The 16120-nt window shown below is 64.9% G+C and carries 14 protein-coding genes; 6 read left to right on the forward strand and 8 right to left on the reverse strand.

Annotation, left to right across the window (positions count from 1 at the left end; all coding sequences use genetic code 11):
- Positions 1-47: 47 nt before the first annotated feature.
- A complete protein-coding gene (locus tag ACFQU1_RS05330; protein WP_378130061.1) occupies positions 48-1289 on the reverse strand; it encodes an NAD(P)/FAD-dependent oxidoreductase in 1242 nt (413 codons plus the stop codon).
- A 148-nt stretch (positions 1290-1437) separates the two neighbouring features.
- Here ACFQU1_RS05330 and rpe point away from each other — a divergent pair, with 148 nt between their 5' ends.
- The 4 genes from rpe to sugE all read left to right on the forward strand — a co-directional run bounded on the left by rpe (position 1438) and on the right by sugE (position 4462).
- On the forward strand, positions 1438-2121 hold the full coding sequence (gene rpe / locus ACFQU1_RS05335) for a ribulose-phosphate 3-epimerase (protein WP_378130063.1): 684 nt from the start codon (positions 1438-1440) through the stop codon (positions 2119-2121).
- 51 nt (positions 2122-2172) lie between these two features.
- The gene (purB, locus tag ACFQU1_RS05340) at positions 2173-3480 is read left to right on the forward strand and encodes an adenylosuccinate lyase (protein WP_378130065.1); all 1308 of its coding nucleotides are present in this window, start codon (positions 2173-2175) and stop codon (positions 3478-3480) included.
- Positions 3481-3487: 7 nt separating this feature from the next.
- Complete coding sequence (locus tag ACFQU1_RS05345; RefSeq protein ID WP_378130067.1) at positions 3488-4042, forward strand: RBBP9/YdeN family alpha/beta hydrolase; 555 nt, start codon at positions 3488-3490, stop codon at positions 4040-4042.
- A gap of 108 nt (positions 4043-4150) precedes the next feature.
- Positions 4151-4462 (forward strand): quaternary ammonium compound efflux SMR transporter SugE, encoded by a 312-nt coding sequence (sugE, locus tag ACFQU1_RS05350; RefSeq protein ID WP_378130069.1) that lies wholly within the window; start codon positions 4151-4153, stop codon positions 4460-4462.
- Positions 4463-4549: 87 nt separating this feature from the next.
- On the opposite strand, the gene ACFQU1_RS05355 is transcribed toward sugE, so the two are convergent.
- The 5 genes from ACFQU1_RS05355 to ACFQU1_RS05375 form a co-directional block, all read right to left on the reverse strand.
- Complete coding sequence (locus ACFQU1_RS05355; RefSeq protein WP_378130071.1) at positions 4550-5254, reverse strand: aquaporin; 705 nt, start codon at positions 5252-5254, stop codon at positions 4550-4552.
- Positions 5255-5544: 290 nt separating this feature from the next.
- Positions 5545-6162 carry a 30S ribosomal protein S4 gene (gene rpsD, locus ACFQU1_RS05360; protein ID WP_378130073.1) on the reverse strand — a complete coding sequence of 206 codons (618 nt, stop codon included), beginning with the start codon at positions 6160-6162 and terminating at the stop codon, positions 5545-5547.
- A 201-nt stretch (positions 6163-6363) separates the two neighbouring features.
- Positions 6364-7215 carry an FUSC family protein gene (locus ACFQU1_RS05365; protein WP_378130075.1) on the reverse strand — a complete coding sequence of 284 codons (852 nt, stop codon included), beginning with the start codon at positions 7213-7215 and terminating at the stop codon, positions 6364-6366.
- Positions 7216-7513: 298 nt separating this feature from the next.
- Entirely contained in the window at positions 7514-8410 is an 897-nt protein-coding gene (murI, locus tag ACFQU1_RS05370; RefSeq protein ID WP_378130077.1) for a glutamate racemase, read from the reverse strand.
- Between the two features lie 93 nt (positions 8411-8503).
- On the reverse strand, positions 8504-9343 hold the full coding sequence (locus ACFQU1_RS05375; RefSeq protein WP_378130079.1) for an RNA methyltransferase: 840 nt from the start codon (positions 9341-9343) through the stop codon (positions 8504-8506).
- A gap of 222 nt (positions 9344-9565) precedes the next feature.
- Between ACFQU1_RS05375 and ACFQU1_RS05380 the strand changes: the two genes are divergently transcribed.
- Positions 9566-10777 (forward strand): NADP-dependent isocitrate dehydrogenase, encoded by a 1212-nt coding sequence (locus ACFQU1_RS05380; protein ID WP_378130081.1) that lies wholly within the window; start codon positions 9566-9568, stop codon positions 10775-10777.
- Between the two features lie 349 nt (positions 10778-11126).
- Entirely contained in the window at positions 11127-11567 is a 441-nt protein-coding gene (locus ACFQU1_RS05385; protein ID WP_378130083.1) for a response regulator, read from the forward strand.
- Positions 11568-11675: 108 nt separating this feature from the next.
- Here ACFQU1_RS05385 and alaS read toward each other — a convergent pair whose 3' ends face one another.
- Both alaS and recA read right to left on the reverse strand, forming a co-directional pair.
- Positions 11676-14318: an alanine--tRNA ligase gene (gene alaS, locus ACFQU1_RS05390; RefSeq protein WP_378130085.1), complete on the reverse strand. Its 2643-nt coding sequence runs from the start codon at positions 14316-14318 to the stop codon at positions 11676-11678.
- Positions 14319-14592: 274 nt separating this feature from the next.
- Complete coding sequence (recA, locus tag ACFQU1_RS05395) at positions 14593-15675, reverse strand: recombinase RecA (protein WP_378130087.1); 1083 nt, start codon at positions 15673-15675, stop codon at positions 14593-14595.
- Positions 15676-16120 lie beyond the last annotated feature (445 nt).

Here is a 16120-nt window from a genome sequence, read left to right on the forward strand (position 1 = left end):
AGCCACCCGTCACTATGGCCGGCGTTCAATCAGCAGTCGCTTTGCCCTCAAAACCGGTCGACACGGAAGGGAGTGGGATCGACGAAGGGCGTCTCGCCCGTCACCATTTCGGCGATCATGCGTCCGGTCACCGGACCGAGCGTCAGGCCGTGGTGAGCATGGCCGAACGAGAACCACAGATTCCTGTGGCGCGGCGCCTTGCCGATGATCGGCATCATGTCCGGGGTGCAGGGGCGCGAGCCCATCCAGGGCTCGTTGTCGAGCCGCTCGCCCAGCGGAAAGAACTCGCGCGCGATCGGCTCGGCGCGGTTGAGCTGCACCGGCGTCTTCATGCCGTCGCGCCGGGCGAATTCCGCACCCGTGGTGAGGCGAATGCCGCGCGCCATCGGGACGAGGAAATAGCCCCGCTCGGTGTCGAGCACCGGGTGATTGAGCGTCGCCTCGCCGGCCGCGCGGTAGTGCATGTGATAGCCGCGCTTCACTGCAAGCGGCAGATTATAGCCGAGCGAGCGCGTCACCATATCGGACCAGGGGCCCATCGCGACCACCGCTGCGCCCGCCGAGAGCGGCCCCTGCGCAGTCGTCAGCCGCCAGCCCGTGCCCTCCACTTCGAGCGTCGCCGCATTGCCCTGCACGTAACGCCCGCCGAGCGCCTCGAAGCGCCGGAGATAGGCGACGGCCAGGCCGTGCGGATCGTTGCAGGTGGTCGGCTCCGTCCAGTGCAGTCCACCGACCAGCACCGGGGCGAGATGCGGCTCCTCGGCCTTGAGCGCCGCCGCGTCGAGCGCGCGATAGGCGAGACCGAATTCCTTGTGCCAGCGTTCCGCCTCGGCGAGCCTGAGGTCGAGCGCCTCCTTCGTGCGGAACACCCTGAACCAGCCGTTGCGCTTGAAGAACTGGGTCGCATCGGCCTCGGCCGCGAGGGCGTCGTGTTCTTCCACGCAATGGGCGATCAGCGTCGCATAGCGCTTGGCTATCTCGGCATGCCGCGCCGGGCGCGAATGCTGCCAGTAGCGCCACAGGAAGGGCGCGAGATCGAGGAGTGCCGAGGGGTGATAATGGGCATCGATCGTGCGGTTCAGGCCATAGCGCAAGAGCGCGCCGAAATCGTGCGGGAAGCCGTAAGGGTAGACACCCTCCTTCTGAATGAGCCCGGCATTGCCATAGGAGGTTTCTTCGGCAGCGCCGCGGCGGTCGAGGAGGATGGTCGATCGGCCGCGCTTTTGCAGGTGGAGGGCAACCGAGATCCCGACGATACCCGCACCGAGAACGACCACGTCCGCCTGCATGGAATTCCTCACCATCTTCGCACCGCAACGCGGTGATACCGTCCTGCAGTCTGAAAGGCTATCCATATAGGTCTCGACACACCCCGATTTGCCGCATCGTCCGCCGCATGCTACCTGCCGCCCATCCTCTCATCGGAAGCCGGTTGCCATGACCCGCCCGCTCGTCATCGCCCCCTCAATTCTCGCCGCCGATTTCGCGCGCTTCGGCGAGGAGGTCCGCGCCATCGATGCCGCCGGCGCGGACTGGATCCACGTCGACGTGATGGACGGGCATTTCGTGCCCAACATCAGCTTCGGCCCGGAGGTTGTGCGCGCCATCCGGCCGGCAACGACGAAGCCGCTCGACGTGCATCTGATGATTGCGCCGGCTGATCCCTATCTGGCAGCATTCGCCGAGGCCGGCGCCGACCGCCTCACCGTCCACGTCGAGGCCGGGCCGCACCTGCACCGCTCGCTGCAGACCATCAATGCGCTCGGCAAGAAAGCGGGCGTCGCCCTCAATCCGGGGACGTCCGAGACGACGATCGCGCATGTGCTCGACCTCGTCGACCTCGTGCTCGTCATGAGCGTCAATCCGGGTTTCGGCGGCCAGGCCTTCATCCCGGCTGCGGTCGAGAAGATCGAACGCATCAAGGCGATGATCGGCGGGCGTGACATCCGTATCGAAGTGGACGGCGGCATTACGCCCGAGACTGCGCCGCTCGCCGTTGCCGCAGGTGCAGACGCGCTCGTTGCGGGCTCGGCCGTCTTCAAGGGCGGCGCCGAAGTCTATGCCGGTCATGTCGAGGCCATCCGCAGGGCCGGCGAGGCCGCCCGCGGCGAATGGGCTTAGATTGCACTTGGGACGTGCCCCGGCCCGCCCCGATGAACTGAGGACTGCTGTATGATCCCCCGCTATTCCCGCCCCGAGATGGTCGCCATCTGGTCGCCCGAGACGCGATTCCGCATCTGGTTCGAGATCGAGGCGCATGCGACGACGGCGCTCGCCGAGCTCGGCGTGGTGCCGAAAGCGGCCGCCGAGGCGGTCTGGGAGAAGGGGTCGAAGGCGGTCTTCGACGTCGAGCGCATCGATGCCATCGAGCGCGAGGTCAAGCACGATGTCATCGCCTTCCTGACGCATCTCGCCGAGATCGTCGGGCCCGAGGCACGCTTCGTGCACCAGGGCATGACCTCGTCCGACGTGCTCGACACCTGTTTCAACCTGCAGCTCGTCCGGGCCAGCGACCTTCTCCTGAAGGACCTCGACGCGCTGCTCGCGGCGCTCGAGCGGCGCGCCTTCGAATATAAGATGACGCCGACCATCGGCCGCTCGCACGGCATTCATGCCGAGCCGGTGACCTTCGGCCTCAAGCTCGCGCAGGCCTATGCGGAATTCAGCCGGGCCCGCGCCCGGCTGCTAGCGGCCCGCACCGAGGTCGCGACCTGCGCCATTTCCGGGGCTGTCGGCACCTTCGCCAATATCGACCCGAGGGTGGAGGCCTATGTTGCGGAGAAAATGGGGCTTGCCGTCGAGCCAGTCTCGACCCAGGTCATCCCGCGCGACCGCCACGCCATGTATTTCGCGACGCTCGCCGTCGTCGCCTCCTCCATCGAGCGGCTCGCCATCGAGGTGCGCCATTTGCAGCGCTCGGAGGTCTACGAGGCGGAAGAATTCTTCTCCGAGGGCCAGAAGGGCTCCTCGGCCATGCCGCATAAGCGCAATCCGGTGCTGACCGAAAATCTCACGGGGCTCGCTCGCATGGTGCGCTCCTATGCGCTGCCAGCGATGGAGAATGTGGCGCTCTGGCACGAGCGCGACATCTCCCATTCCTCGGTCGAACGCATGATCGGGCCGGATGCCACGGTGACGCTCGACTTCGCCCTGGCGCGCCTCGCGGGCGTCGTCGACAAGCTCGTGGTCTATCCGGAGAATATGCAGCAGAACCTCGACCGCCTCGGCGGGCTCGTGCATTCGCAGCGTGTCATGCTGGCGCTGACCCAGAAGGGCGTGAGTCGCGAAGACTCCTATCGGCTCGTGCAGCGCAACGCGATGCCCGTGTGGCGCGGCGAAGGCGACTTCCTGACCTTGTTGAAGAACGACCCGGAAGTGATTCAGCGGATTCCGAAATCCGAGCTCGAAGCTTGCTTCGACCTCACCTATCACTTGAAGCACGTGGACACCATCTTCCAGCGCGTCTTCGGCCGCAGCTGAGGGCCGCATGCGCGTCGCCGATCTCGACATCCTGTTCGTGCCAGGGCTCGGCGGCTCCGGCCCGGACCACTGGCAAAGCCGGTGGCAGGAGAAGCTCTCGACTGCGGTGCGTGTCGCGCAGGACGACTGGTCGCGGCTTGCGGTCGAGCCCTGGCGCGACCGTCTGGTCGCGGCGGTCGTCGCGGCGACGCGGCCCGTAATCATCGTCGCCCACAGCGCCGGGGTGATCGCAGTGGCCCATGCCGCCCCGCATCTCCCGAGGAGCGTGGTTCGGGGCGCCTTCCTGGTCGCACCGCCGAGCGAGCAGGTGCTCGCGGCCTTGCCCGAATGCGAAGCGGCCTTCGCCGCCCTGCCCCGGGCTCGCCTGCCCTTCCCGGCCGTGCTGGTGGCCAGCCGCGCAGACCCCTTTTGCACCTTCGAGGAAGCGACGGAGCTCGCCGCCGCCTGGGGTGTGACGCTGGCCGATGCGGGCGAGGCCGGCCATATCAATGCCGACTCAGGCCATGGCCCATGGCCTGAGGGGCTGATGCGCTTCGCAGGTTTTCTCAAGCGGCTGCGGTGAGCCGCGCCTATTGCCTGCAGACGATCAGCGCTTATCTCTGACGCCGCGCGGACGACCGCGCCGGTGTGACGCCTGGGCGGGGACGGCCCCGCGGCAAGGGAGCCTCACATGGCCTGGGTCTATCTGATCATTGCCGGACTGTTCGAAGTGGGCTGGGCCGTCGGCCTCAAATACACCGAGGGCTTCACGCGCCTCTGGCCGTCCGTTCTGACCGGCCTCTCGATGATCATCAGCCTCGGTCTGCTCGGCCTCGCCTTGAAGACGCTGCCGGTCGGCACGGGCTACGCGGTCTGGACCGGCATCGGCACGGTCGGCACGGCGATCCTCGGCATCGCGCTTTTCGGCGAGCCTGCGACCGCCGCACGCCTCGCCGCAATCGGGCTGATCGTTGCCGGGATCGTGGGATTGAAGGTCGTCTGAAAAGCCACAAGCCGCCCGAATGGCCACGCATCAAAAAGCCCGTGCCGGATAAACCCGGCACGGGCTGTTGCTTCGCGGCTGGACGGCTCAGCTCTTCGCGGTGAGGAGACCGTCCGACTTGAACAGGAGCCCGGCGATACCGGCGCCGATCAACGGTGCGACGATGAACAGCCAGACCTGCGCGAGCGCGGTCGGATTGGAAACGGCGCCGACAATGGCGGGCCCCAGAGAACGCGCCGGATTGACTGAAACACCGGTCACATTGATGCCGACGATGTGGATCGCGACGAGCGTCAGGCCGATGGCGAGGCCGGCGAAAGTCGACGGTGCGCCTGGCTGGGTCACGCCGAGGATGCAGACCAGGAACAGGAAGGTCGCAACCACCTCGAAGACGAAGGCCGAGACGATATTATACTCGCCGAGATACCCCGGCCCCCAGCCGTTCTGACCAAGGCCCCCGGTCCAGCCGGACGCCTTGCCGGACAGGATGAGATAAAGGACCAGCGCCCCGGCTAGTGCACCGAGCACCTGGGCGATCACATACTGGATGAAGTCGCCGACCGACATACGCCCGGCGAGCAGAACGCCGAAGCTGACGGCCGGATTGACGTGGCAGCCGGAAACCGGACCGATGCCATAGGCCATGGCAACGATGGCGAGGCCGAAGGCGAAAGCGATGCCGAGAACATCGATCGCCGTGGGCCCCGTGCCCATGCCCGCGATGACCGCCGCGCCGCAGCCAAAGAAGACCAATGCGAAAGTGCCGACGAATTCGGCCGCTGCCTTCTTCATGAGTACCCCCTTACCAGGATGCCGGACCCGCTCCGGCAGCCAAAGCTAAGCTGGCATCCGAGCGATATGTCCATCATCCACATGGGATATACGCGTAGAAATTGTGCAGAAGGGCTGAAAAGCAACAGGATTTCGGCATCCTTTGGGTGCACTGCCCCTTATTTCACTCGCTATGCGCGTAGAAACGATCCGTTTCGGACAGCAATTTCGTTCGCTGCCGAATCACTCGCCGAAAGGAGCCATAAAAAAGGCCGCCATAAAGGCGGCCTTTCAATCGAAAGCGGATGCAATCAGCGCGAATAGAACTCGATGATGAGATTCGGTTCCATCTGCACCGCATAGGGCACGTCGGAGAGGGTCGGGATACGGACGTACTTCGCCATCATCTTGTTGTGGTCGACTTCGATGTACTCCGGCACGTCACGCTCGGCGAGGCCGACGCTTTCGAGCACGATGACGAGTTGTTTCGAAGCGTCCTTCACCTCGACCACATCGCCCGGCTTCACGAGATAGCTCGGGATATTCACCCGGCGGCCGTTGACCTTGATGTGGCCGTGATTGACGAACTGGCGCGCGGCGAAAGGCGTCGGCACGAATTTCGCACGGTAGACCACCGCGTCGAGACGCCGCTCGAGCAGACCGACCAGGTTCTCGCCGGAGTCGCCCTTGAGGCGGATCGCCTCCTGATAATAGCGGCGGAACTGCTTCTCGGAGATATTGCCGTAGTAGCCCTTCAGCTTCTGCTTGGCGCGCAGCTGCGTGCCATAGTCGGAAATCTTGCCTTTGCGGCGCTGGCCATGCTGGCCGGGGCCATATTCACGGCGATTGACCGGGCTCTTCGGGCGGCCCCAGATATTCTGACCGAGGCGCCGATCGATCTTGTACTTCGCCTGTATTCTTTTCGACATCGCGTGTCCTCTCGACAACGAGCTTTGTGAGGAACGCGCCCTCCTCTTCTCCCGCCGAAAGAGCGGGCGACGACAGGTCCGGATTTACCGGGCCACGGGTGCGCAAAAACGCACACGCGGGCTGAAAAGCCCGCGCGAGCCCGGTTTCTCTAAGGCGCCATGCCGTCGGAGTCAACCGTCCGTCGATAGCCTACGCGCCAATCAGGCGCGCCTGTCGTCGATGGTCCGCAAGGGCCATATCATGGTCGCGACGACGAGACCAAGGCCGGCGCCGATGAGGGTCTCCCACAGACGCGAGAAAAGCAGCGCGACGGAATGCTCGCCGGTCACGGCCAATGTGACCACGAGGGTGAAAGCAAAGGCTCCGCATGCGATCTCATAATGCTCGGGCAGCGCCATGGCATAGATCACCATGGCGAGGGCGGCTGCAGTCCAGATCAGAAGGGGCGCGTGGGCGGCAATCGGAAGACAGGCGATGCCCAATGGCACACCGATGATGGTGCCGATAATCCGTCGGCGTGCACGATCCACGGTGCCGAGCGCCGAATTGGTGATGACATAGGTACTGGCCGTGATCGCCCATGCGGATTGGACAAGGCCAAGCATTTCGTTCAAGGCAACGATGACCAGCCCCGCAACACAGGCCTGCAGGCCCATGACGAGCTCCGGCGAGAAATACCGCCCGCCGGCGCGGGGAGCCGCCGAAAGGGTCAGTGCGGTCACCGGACGTTCTGCCGGGCCGCTCAGCATGCGCGGCACCACCGCTGCGATGGCGGCGATCACAGCAGCCACCGCGACCAGACCGATATCAGCCGTCGTCAGCTTCGTACCGTAAGTAAGGAGCTGCCCGATATAGACCTGCGATCCCAATCCTCCACCAAGGATGCCGAAGCGCTTGAGATGGCCGACAAGGAACGCGCCCAGGGCAAGCATCACCTCTGGGCCGGCCGGGCCGAAGCCGCTGAGAAGTGGCGCGAACACGAGAAAGCTGATGGCGCCCAGCGCCGCGGCAGCGACAAGGAGGACGAGATCGCGACTCGACTCAGTGCGCATCGCCTTCCCCTCGGAAACGCTTGCCCATAAGGCGAAGCCTCCGGCAAGCATGCTCAGAGAGCCACCACTGGCAAAACCGCCAGCAATATCCGGCATGGTCCCCAACATGGCGGCAAGGCCATAGGCCGTGACAAGACGAAGCCCCTTGATGCGGCGATGGGTACCCGGGTCGATCCGCTCAAGCCACCGAGCGACCAGCGTGAACGGCCACAACGGCGCCGGCCCCGGGCTGTCGGGAGATGCGCGGCGGGCGGCTTGATCCTCGTGATGATCCTCCATCGCCAGCCCCGCCAACCTTCTATAATGCAGCCGCAACCTCGGCTGAGAGCGGCATGGTGAGAACGCCAGCGCCCGAGAGCCCCCGCGCGGCCAGCGCCGCGACGAGCGCTGGGGTGAGCGTCGCCCCACCCGTGAAAACCGCCTGCGCCTCACCGGGCAGGGCCGGAGGCTCCGGGGCGGTGTGGCCCTGCTCGACGAGCAGTTGAACGGCACGCTTGGCGATGGCAGGCGCCGGATCAATCCAGGCGACCGGCCAGGAGGCAAGGCGCTCGAGGCGCGGTCGCAGGAGCGGATAATGGGTGCAGGCGAGCACGACCACATCGGTGCGCAGCCCGCCCTCCTGGACAAAGGCTGGCGCGATCTCCGCCGCGATCTCCACGTCCGGGACGGCGACCCCGTTGAGTTCCGCCTCGGCGAGCGAGGCCAGACGCGAAGCTCCCACCAGATTGACCGCGCAATCGGCTGCAAAGCTCGCGATGAGCCCCTGCGTATAATCGCGCTTCACCGTGCCCGGCGTGGCGATCACGCTGATGCGCTTCGTCCGGGTGAGCGCCGCTGCCGGCTTTATGGCCGGGACCGTGCCGACGAATGGAATGCTGTGCCTCGCCCGCAGCGTCGGCAGGACTGCCGTGGAGGCCGTGTTGCAGGCAATGACGACGAGATCGGGCCGGAACCGCGCGACGAGCCGATCCATGACCGCCACAACCCGGGCGACGAGCGCAGGCTCCGCAAGACGGCCATAAGGAAAGCCGGCATCATCGGCGGCATAGACGAAATCCGCATCCGGCCGCGCCTTGAGGAGCTCCGCGAAGACGGTGAGGCCGCCGAGGCCGGAATCGAACACGAGAACGGTAGGACGTTGCATCGGCAGTTCCGCTATCCGGCCTGGGCTCCCGGCGGTGATGTCGAGACGCATTCTGCCCTACCCTCGATGGCCCGCTGCACTGACTTTATCGCGCGAGGTCCTTACCGAAAGCTTCAAATTGCGCCGGAATTCAGATCGTTGCTCTCAGCTCTCGTCAGGCTCAGGGTTGGGCTCGCCTTGTGTAGCCAACGCGCTGCCCTGCCGGCCTGATTGCACGGCATTGCGGCCACCGCGGCGGCCGTTGACCAAGGCCACCGCTGCACCGCGCAGCGTGCGCAGGTCCTGTTCTGTTAGTTCCATCCGGTGGAAGATGTTGCGCAAATTGCGCGTCATCACCGGCTTCTTGTGAGCCGGCACGAAAAAGCCGCAGCGATCGAGCTCCGCCTCCAGAAAATCGAAGAAGGACATGAGCGCCTCGCGCGTTGCCGGCGGCGAGCGCCCGGGCGTCGAAAACGGAAGGTCGACGCCGCTTGCCTTGATCCATTCATAGCCGACGAGCAGCACCGCCTGGGCGAGATTAAGGGAGGCGAAAGCGGGATTGACCGGAAAGGTAACGACCGCGTCGGCGAGTGCGATGTCGTCGTTCTCGAGGCCGGTGCGCTCACGGCCGAAGAGAATGCCGACGCGCTCGCCCTGCGCGATCCGGCGAGCACTATCGGTCATGGCGATATCGGCGGCGAAGACGCGCTTCATCTGGCCGCGCTCGCGCGCCGTCGTCGCAAAGACGTAGTTCAGGTCCGCCATCGCCGACCGCAAATCGGTGAAGACCCGCGCCGCCTCGATCACATGCAGAGCCCCGGCTGCGGCCGCCTCGGCCTGGCTGTTGGGAAAGGGATCGCGCGGCGCGACGAGGCGCAGGTCCGAGAGGCCGAAGTTGGCCATGGCGCGGGCCGTCATGCCGATGTTTTCGCCGAGTTGCGGCGCAACCAGAATGACGGCAGGCCCGCCGGTGAACGACGTCTTTGATCGATCCGTCCCAGCCATAGCGCCTTCACGATCCTCTTCTTCGCTTGCGCGGCATATAGCCCGGCGGCGCGTCCGGGCCAATCGCCATTCCCTGCATGACTTGGTCGCCACCCGCGTGACTTGGCTGCATGCGCAATCCGCGGAACGAGCCTTCCCCCGGCGCATGTCGCGCTGTAGAAGCAGCTAACGCCGGCGAGCAAGCGCGCGCCGCGACCTCTTCTCCCATGCGAGGTGACATCAATGGCAAAGATCAAGGTAGCCAACCCGGTCGTGGAGCTCGACGGCGATGAGATGACCCGGATCATCTGGCAGCTCATCAAGGACAAGCTGATCCATCCTTATCTCGACGTCGATTTGAAATACTACGATCTCGGCGTCGAGCACCGCGACGCCACCAACGACCGCGTGACGGTCGAGGCGGCCGAAGCCATCAAGAAATATGGCGTAGGCGTCAAATGCGCGACGATCACGCCGGACGAAGCCCGCGTGAAGGAATTCAATCTGAAGGACATGTGGAAGTCGCCGAACGGCACCATCCGCAACATCCTCGGCGGCGTCATCTTCCGTGAGCCGATCATCTGCAAAAACGTGCCGCGCCTCGTGCCGGGCTGGACGCAGCCCTTCGTCATCGGCCGTCACGCCTATGGCGACCAGTATCGCGCAACCGACTTCAAGGTGCCGGGCAAGGGCCGCCTGACGATTAAGTTCGAGGGCGAAGACGGCACGGTGATCGAGAAAGAGGTCTTCAACTTTCCGGGCGCCGGCGTCGCCATGTCCATGTATAATTTGGACGAGTCGATCCGCGATTTCGCCCGGGCCTCGTTCAATTACGGTCTCGCCCGCAAATATCCGGTTTATCTCTCCACGAAGAACACCATCCTCAAGGCCTATGACGGGCGTTTCAAAGACATCTTCCAGGAGGTGTTCGACGCCGAGTTCAAGGCACAGTTCCAGACGCTCGGCCTCACCTACGAGCACCGGCTGATCGACGACATGGTCGCCTCCTGCCTCAAATGGTCGGGCGGTTATGTGTGGGCCTGCAAGAACTACGATGGCGACGTGCAGTCCGACACCGCCGCGCAAGGCTTCGGCTCGCTCGGGCTCATGACCTCGGTGCTGATGACGCCGGATGGCCGGACGGTCGAGGCCGAGGCGGCCCATGGCACGGTGACGCGCCACTACCGCGAGCACCAGAAGGGCAAGGAAACCTCCACCAATTCCATGGCCTCAATCTTCGCCTGGACGCGCGGCCTGCTGCACCGCGCCAAGCTCGACGACAATGCCGAGCTCAAGCGCTTCGCCGACACGCTCGAGAAGGTCTGCGTCGACACCGTGGAAGCGGGCTTCATGACCAAGGACCTCGCCCTTCTCGTCGGCGCCGAGCAGAAGTGGCTGTCGACCACCGGCTTCCTCGACAAGATCGACGAGAATCTCAAGACCGCGATGGCCTGAGCGTGCCGGCCCCCGCGCATGTTCCGCAACACGACATCTGTCGGACGAGAACATGCGCGCGGGCGCGGGGCGGTCCTGCGCTGGCTCTCCTGTTTGCGCCGAGAGCGGCGGCGTCTCCTCCGGCGGATCGCCGGAAGCCGGTGTCCGGGCGCTCTCTTGGCGGTTTCAGCTTAAGCTCACGCTTGCTCCATCGTGCACAAAGCACCATCTCTAAAGGTCTGCACTCGCCCCTAAGCTGCCGCGGCTCCGCCGAATAGGCGTCGAGGCGCTCGGGGGGCGGGCGTTCGGTCGAATAGATGCGGCATCGGCAGGTGCGGTATCCCGCGGCGCCACACGAGGTATTTGACGCATGGCCAATGCTGACCCGGGCGCTTCCCCGGCCGACGGGCGCAAGCTCAAGATCTTGCTCGTCGAGGACGAGGTGCTTGTCCGCTTGACGACGAACGACATGCTCTTGGATTTTGGCCATGAGGTCGAGGAAGCGCATGATGGCCGCTCGGCCCTGGCCATCGTCGAGGCGGGTCAGCCGATCGACCTGTTGATTACCGACATCGGCTTGCCGGACATGAGCGGTGCGGCGCTAGCCGCAGAATGCCGCAAGCGCCTGCCTGATCTGCGCATCATCTTCGCGAGCGGCTATGGCGCCGACCGGATCAAGGACGTGGCGAGCGATACCGCCCACATCTTGCTCGCCAAGCCCTTCCTGATCGGCGACCTCAAGCGCGCGCTCGATCAGGCCCTCGGGCATCGCTCGGCAGAAGGCCCGGAGCAGCCGATTTCGCGGGGCTAAGCGCCGCCGGCGAGGCCGTCGTCACCCGGAGCGCGGCCGCAAGCCAAATCAGCTGAGGCACATCTCAGTGGCCCAAGCCGATCTCCGCGGTCCCTACTGGCGATGCATTTATCCTGCAATCGCGGCCTCGATGGCCGCCAGCGCCTCGGCCGCGCGCGCGCCGTCCGGCCCACCAGCCTGGGCGAGATCCGGTCGACCGCCGCCGCCGCTTCCCCCGAGCTCAGCGGCACCGGCCTTGACGAGCGCGACCGCATCGACAGCGCCCGCCTTATCCGCGGTGACGCCGACAATCAGGCTCGCTCGGCCGTCCTCGGCGACGCTCACGAAGGCGACGACACCCGAGCCGATCCGCTTCTTGGCGTCGTCGACCACACCCTTGAGCTCTTTGGCCGGCATATTGGCCAGGACACGGCCGAGGTAATTCGTTCCGGCGATCGTCTTGACGAGGTCGCTCCCGCCACCGCCCGTGGCGAGCTGCTTGCGCGCCTCGGCGAGCTCACGCTCGAGCTTACGCCGCTCCTCGATCAATGACTCGAGACGCGCACCCGCCTCGCTCGGCGGGACCCGCAGCATGCCGGCGAGCGTTTTCAACTGCCGGCCTTCTTCCGCGAGATGGTGGCGCGCCACCTCCCCCGTGACCGCCTCGATGCGCCGGACACCGGCTGCGACCGCGGCCTCCGAGACGATCGACACGAGACCGATATCGCCCGTGCGGCGCACATGGGTGCCGCCGCAGAGCTCGATCGAAAAGACGCTGTTGCCGCCGGGCGAATGGCCCATCGAGACCACCCGGACCTCATCGCCATATTTTTCGCCGAAAAGCGCGCGCGCGCCCGAGGTAATGGCATCGTCCACCGCCATCAGGCGGGTCACGACCTCCTCATTCTCGAGAAGGACGCGATTGGCGATGTCCTCGACTTCGGCGAGCTCGTCTTCCGAAATGGGCTTCGGATGGCTGAAGTCGAAACGCAGGCGGTCCGGCGCGACGAGCGACCCCTTCTGGGCGATATGGTCGCCGAGGACGCGCCGCAAGGCCTCGTGCAGGAGATGCGTCGCCGAGTGATTGGCCCGGATCGCCGATCGCCGCGCGTGATCGACAGTGAGTTCGACCGCCTGGCCGTGCTTCAAGCCGCCGCTGCGCACCGCAACCCGATGCACGAAGAGGTCACCGAGCTTCTTTTGCGTATCGAGCACATCGACGGCACAGCCCGGCCCGCTGATGGTCCCGGCATCGCCGACTTGGCCGCCGGATTCCGCGTAGAACGGCGTCTGATTCAGGATGACGTGGCCTTCTTCGCCGGGATTGAGTTCCTCGACCTCGCGCCCGTCCCGCAACAGGGCCGTGACGACGCCTTCAGCGACCTCCGTGTCGTAACCCAGGAATTCGGTCGCCCCGAGCTTCTCGCGTAGCCCAAACCACACCGCCTCCGTTGCGGCCTCGCCCGACCCCGCCCAGCCGGCCCGCGCCATCTCGCGCTGACGCTGCATGGCGACGTCGAAAGCCTCCGTATCGACGCCGATATCACGGGCGCGCAGCGCATCCTGCGTCAGATCGAGCGGAAATCCATAAGTGTCGTAGAGCGTGAAGGCGACTTCGCCGGAGAGCCTGTCGCCCGATTTGAGCGACTGCGCCTCCTCTTCGAGGATCGACAGCCCGCGTTCCAGCGTTTTGCGGAAGCGGGTCTCCTCGAGCTTCAGCGTCTCGGTGATGAGCGCCTCGGCACGGACGAGTTCGTGATAGGCCTGCCCCATCTCGCGCACGAGAGCGGGTACAAGCCGCCACATCACGGGCTCGCGGGCGCCGAGCAGTTCCGCATGGCGCATGGCGCGCCGCATGATGCGCCTGAGAACGTAGCCCCTGCCCTCGTTCGACGGCAGAACGCCATCGGCCACCAGAAAGGCCGATGCCCGCAGATGGTCGGCGATCACCCGATGGCTCGCCTTCTGCGGCCCGTCCGGATCGACCCCCGTCAGATTGGCGACTGCCATCACGAGCGCCCGCATGAGATCGGTCGCGTAATTGTCGTGCGTGCCCTGGAGCACCGCCGCAATGCGTTCGAGCCCCATGCCAGTATCGATCGAGGGACGCGGCAAGGCGAGCCGATTGCCCGGGGCGATCTGCTCGAACTGCATGAAGACGAGGTTCCAGATCTCGATGAAGCGATCGCCGTCCGCATCCGGACTGCCGGGCGGGCCGCCCGGAATATGATCGCCGTGGTCGTAGAAAATCTCCGAACAGGGGCCGCAGGGACCCGTGTCCCCCATCTGCCAGAAATTGTCTGAAGTCGGGATGCGGATGATCTTCTCGTCCGAGAGGCCGGCGATCTTCTTCCAGAGATCGTAAGCTTCATCGTCCTCGGAAAAGACGGTGACCAACAGCTTCTGCTGCGGCAGCCCGAACTCTCGCGTCACCAGTGTCCAGGCGAGCTCGATGGCATCCGCCTTGAAATAATCGCCGAAGGAGAAATTCCCGAGCATTTCGAAGAAGGTATGATGGCGCGCCGTATAGCCGACATTATCGAGGTCGTTGTGCTTGCCACCGGCGCGTACGCATTTCTGCGACGTCGTCGCGCGCGTATACGGCCGCTTCTCGATGCCCGTGAAGACGTTCTTGAACTGCACCATCCCGGCATTGGTGAACATCAACGTCGGGTCATTGCGCGGCACGAGCGGACTGGACGGGACCACCTCGTGGCCATTTCTGGCAAAGAAATCGAGGAAGCTCGATCTGATCTCGTTGACGCCGCTCATCAGGCTCACATCCGCACACCGGGGCGGCGCCCTTCGCGCCGCCTTCTTCCTGCGGGCCCGCCACGGGACCGGCAGCACGCATCCGGCTGCGAGGTCCGCGCGGCAAGGATCCCCTTGCAGGAGCCCGTGTTTCTAGAGGCGAGACACGTCCCTGTCGAGAGCATCGCGCAGCTCTTGCGGCGCACCGCCGGCAAACGCAGGCCCAAGTGACGCAGGCGCCGGAGCGGAGCGAGCCAAGGAGGCCCCGGCATGGTGCCGGGGCACGTCAATGGTGTCAGGCGGCGCCTTCATCGAGATCGTCAACCGAAGGCTCGACATTCTCCAGAATGCGTTCGGCGAGGACACCTGAATTCTGCCGGATGGCGAGCTCGATCCGGTCGGCGACATCGGGATTGGCACGCAGGAACTGCTTGGCGTTCTCGCGACCCTGGCCGAGCCGCTGGCTGTCGAAGGAGAACCAGGCACCGGACTTTTCGACGATGCCGCCCTTCACGCCAAGATCGACGAGCTCGCCCACCTTCGAGACGCCCTCACCATACATGATGTCGAACTCGACCTGTTTGAACGGCGGCGCCACCTTGTTCTTCACCACCTTGACGCGGGTGGTGTTGCCGATGGCCTCGTCGCGATCCTTAATGGCGCCGATGCGGCGGATGTCGAGGCGGACGGACGCATAGAATTTCAAGGCGTTTCCGCCGCTCGTCACTTCCGGCGAGCCATACATGACGCCGATCTTCATCCGGATCTGGTTGATGAAGATGACCATCGTGTTGGAGCGCGAGATGGAGGCTGTGAGCTTGCGCAGCGCCTGGCTCATCAGCCGCGCCTGCATGCCCGGCTGCATGTCGCCCATCTCACCCTCGATCTCGGCGCGTGGCGTCAACGCCGCGACCGAATCGACCACGAGCACATCGATTGCCCCCGAGCGCACCAGCGTGTCGGCGATCTCGAGCGCCTGCTCGCCGGTATCGGGCTGCGAAATGAGAAGATCGTCGAGCTTCACCCCGAGCTTGCGCGCGTAGACAGGATCGAGTGCGTGTTCGGCATCGATGAAGCCGCAGACGCCGCCCTTCTTCTGTGCCTCGGCGATGGTGTGCAGGGCAAGCGTCGTCTTGCCCGACGATTCCGGCCCGTAGATCTCGATCACACGCCCGCGCGGCAAGCCGCCGACGCCGAGCGCGATATCAAGCCCCAGCGATCCGGTCGACACCGTTTCGATCTCGATCGTCTCCGACTTGCCGAGACGCATGATCGAGCCTTTGCCGAAGGCGCGCTCGATCTGGGCGAGCGCGGCATCGAGGGCCTTGGTCTTATCCATGGAGCTGCCTTCCACGAGTCGCAAACTGGACTGGGACATTGATGTCGTCCTTATGGCACGGGGCGTGAATGAAACTCAATGACTGCCGATCACGCGGAGCTCTAACCGGTTCCGAAATCGCCCCTGAACGGATCGCCGCCAACGTCTCTTGCAGCTACAATGTACCCCTTTTGTTCCAAATTCAAGTTCGATTTTTGTTCTCACCAGGACTTTGCAAACCGCGCTCTCGACCTCGCCACCGCTCTGCCGCGGGGTGGTTACATTGAGCACAGGCATTCCAAGCTTCGGGCGCCCACCACGCGATCCTCGTTCGGCGCCATCGACCGGCGCGAAGGATTGGCGGCCACAACGCCACCAGGTGAGTCAGGTGTTTACTGTTATCCGCTCAATCGAGGCTCTGCGACAGCTTGACGCCTAATTCTGAGATCCTTTTGGAATCTCATGATTTCTGGCCGATCACGGGATTTTGGCTGCTGCCTCTCGC

The organism is Chelatococcus sp. GCM10030263, assembly GCF_042666455.1.
In the GTDB taxonomy this organism is placed as follows: domain Bacteria; phylum Pseudomonadota; class Alphaproteobacteria; order Rhizobiales; family Beijerinckiaceae; genus Chelatococcus.

Excerpts from the sequence above, each read along its gene's own strand:
- ACFQU1_RS05330 (WP_378130061.1), bottom strand. The coding sequence starts at position 1,289 with ATGCAGGCGGACGTGGTCGTTCTCGGTGCGGGTATCGTCGGGATCTCG.
- rpe (WP_378130063.1), top strand. The coding sequence starts at position 1,438 with ATGACCCGCCCGCTCGTCATCGCCCCCTCAATTCTCGCCGCCGATTTC.
- purB (WP_378130065.1), top strand. The coding sequence starts at position 2,173 with ATGATCCCCCGCTATTCCCGCCCCGAGATGGTCGCCATCTGGTCGCCC.
- ACFQU1_RS05345 (WP_378130067.1), top strand. The coding sequence starts at position 3,488 with ATGCGCGTCGCCGATCTCGACATCCTGTTCGTGCCAGGGCTCGGCGGC.
- sugE (WP_378130069.1), top strand. The coding sequence starts at position 4,151 with ATGGCCTGGGTCTATCTGATCATTGCCGGACTGTTCGAAGTGGGCTGG.
- ACFQU1_RS05355 (WP_378130071.1), bottom strand. The coding sequence starts at position 5,254 with ATGAAGAAGGCAGCGGCCGAATTCGTCGGCACTTTCGCATTGGTCTTC.
- rpsD (WP_378130073.1), bottom strand. The coding sequence starts at position 6,162 with ATGTCGAAAAGAATACAGGCGAAGTACAAGATCGATCGGCGCCTCGGT.
- ACFQU1_RS05365 (WP_378130075.1), bottom strand. The coding sequence starts at position 7,215 with ATGCGCACTGAGTCGAGTCGCGATCTCGTCCTCCTTGTCGCTGCCGCG.
- murI (WP_378130077.1), bottom strand. The coding sequence starts at position 8,410 with ATGCGTCTCGACATCACCGCCGGGAGCCCAGGCCGGATAGCGGAACTG.
- ACFQU1_RS05375 (WP_378130079.1), bottom strand. The coding sequence starts at position 9,343 with ATGGCTGGGACGGATCGATCAAAGACGTCGTTCACCGGCGGGCCTGCC.
- ACFQU1_RS05380 (WP_378130081.1), top strand. The coding sequence starts at position 9,566 with ATGGCAAAGATCAAGGTAGCCAACCCGGTCGTGGAGCTCGACGGCGAT.
- ACFQU1_RS05385 (WP_378130083.1), top strand. The coding sequence starts at position 11,127 with ATGGCCAATGCTGACCCGGGCGCTTCCCCGGCCGACGGGCGCAAGCTC.
- alaS (WP_378130085.1), bottom strand. The coding sequence starts at position 14,318 with ATGAGCGGCGTCAACGAGATCAGATCGAGCTTCCTCGATTTCTTTGCC.
- recA (WP_378130087.1), bottom strand. The coding sequence starts at position 15,675 with ATGTCCCAGTCCAGTTTGCGACTCGTGGAAGGCAGCTCCATGGATAAG.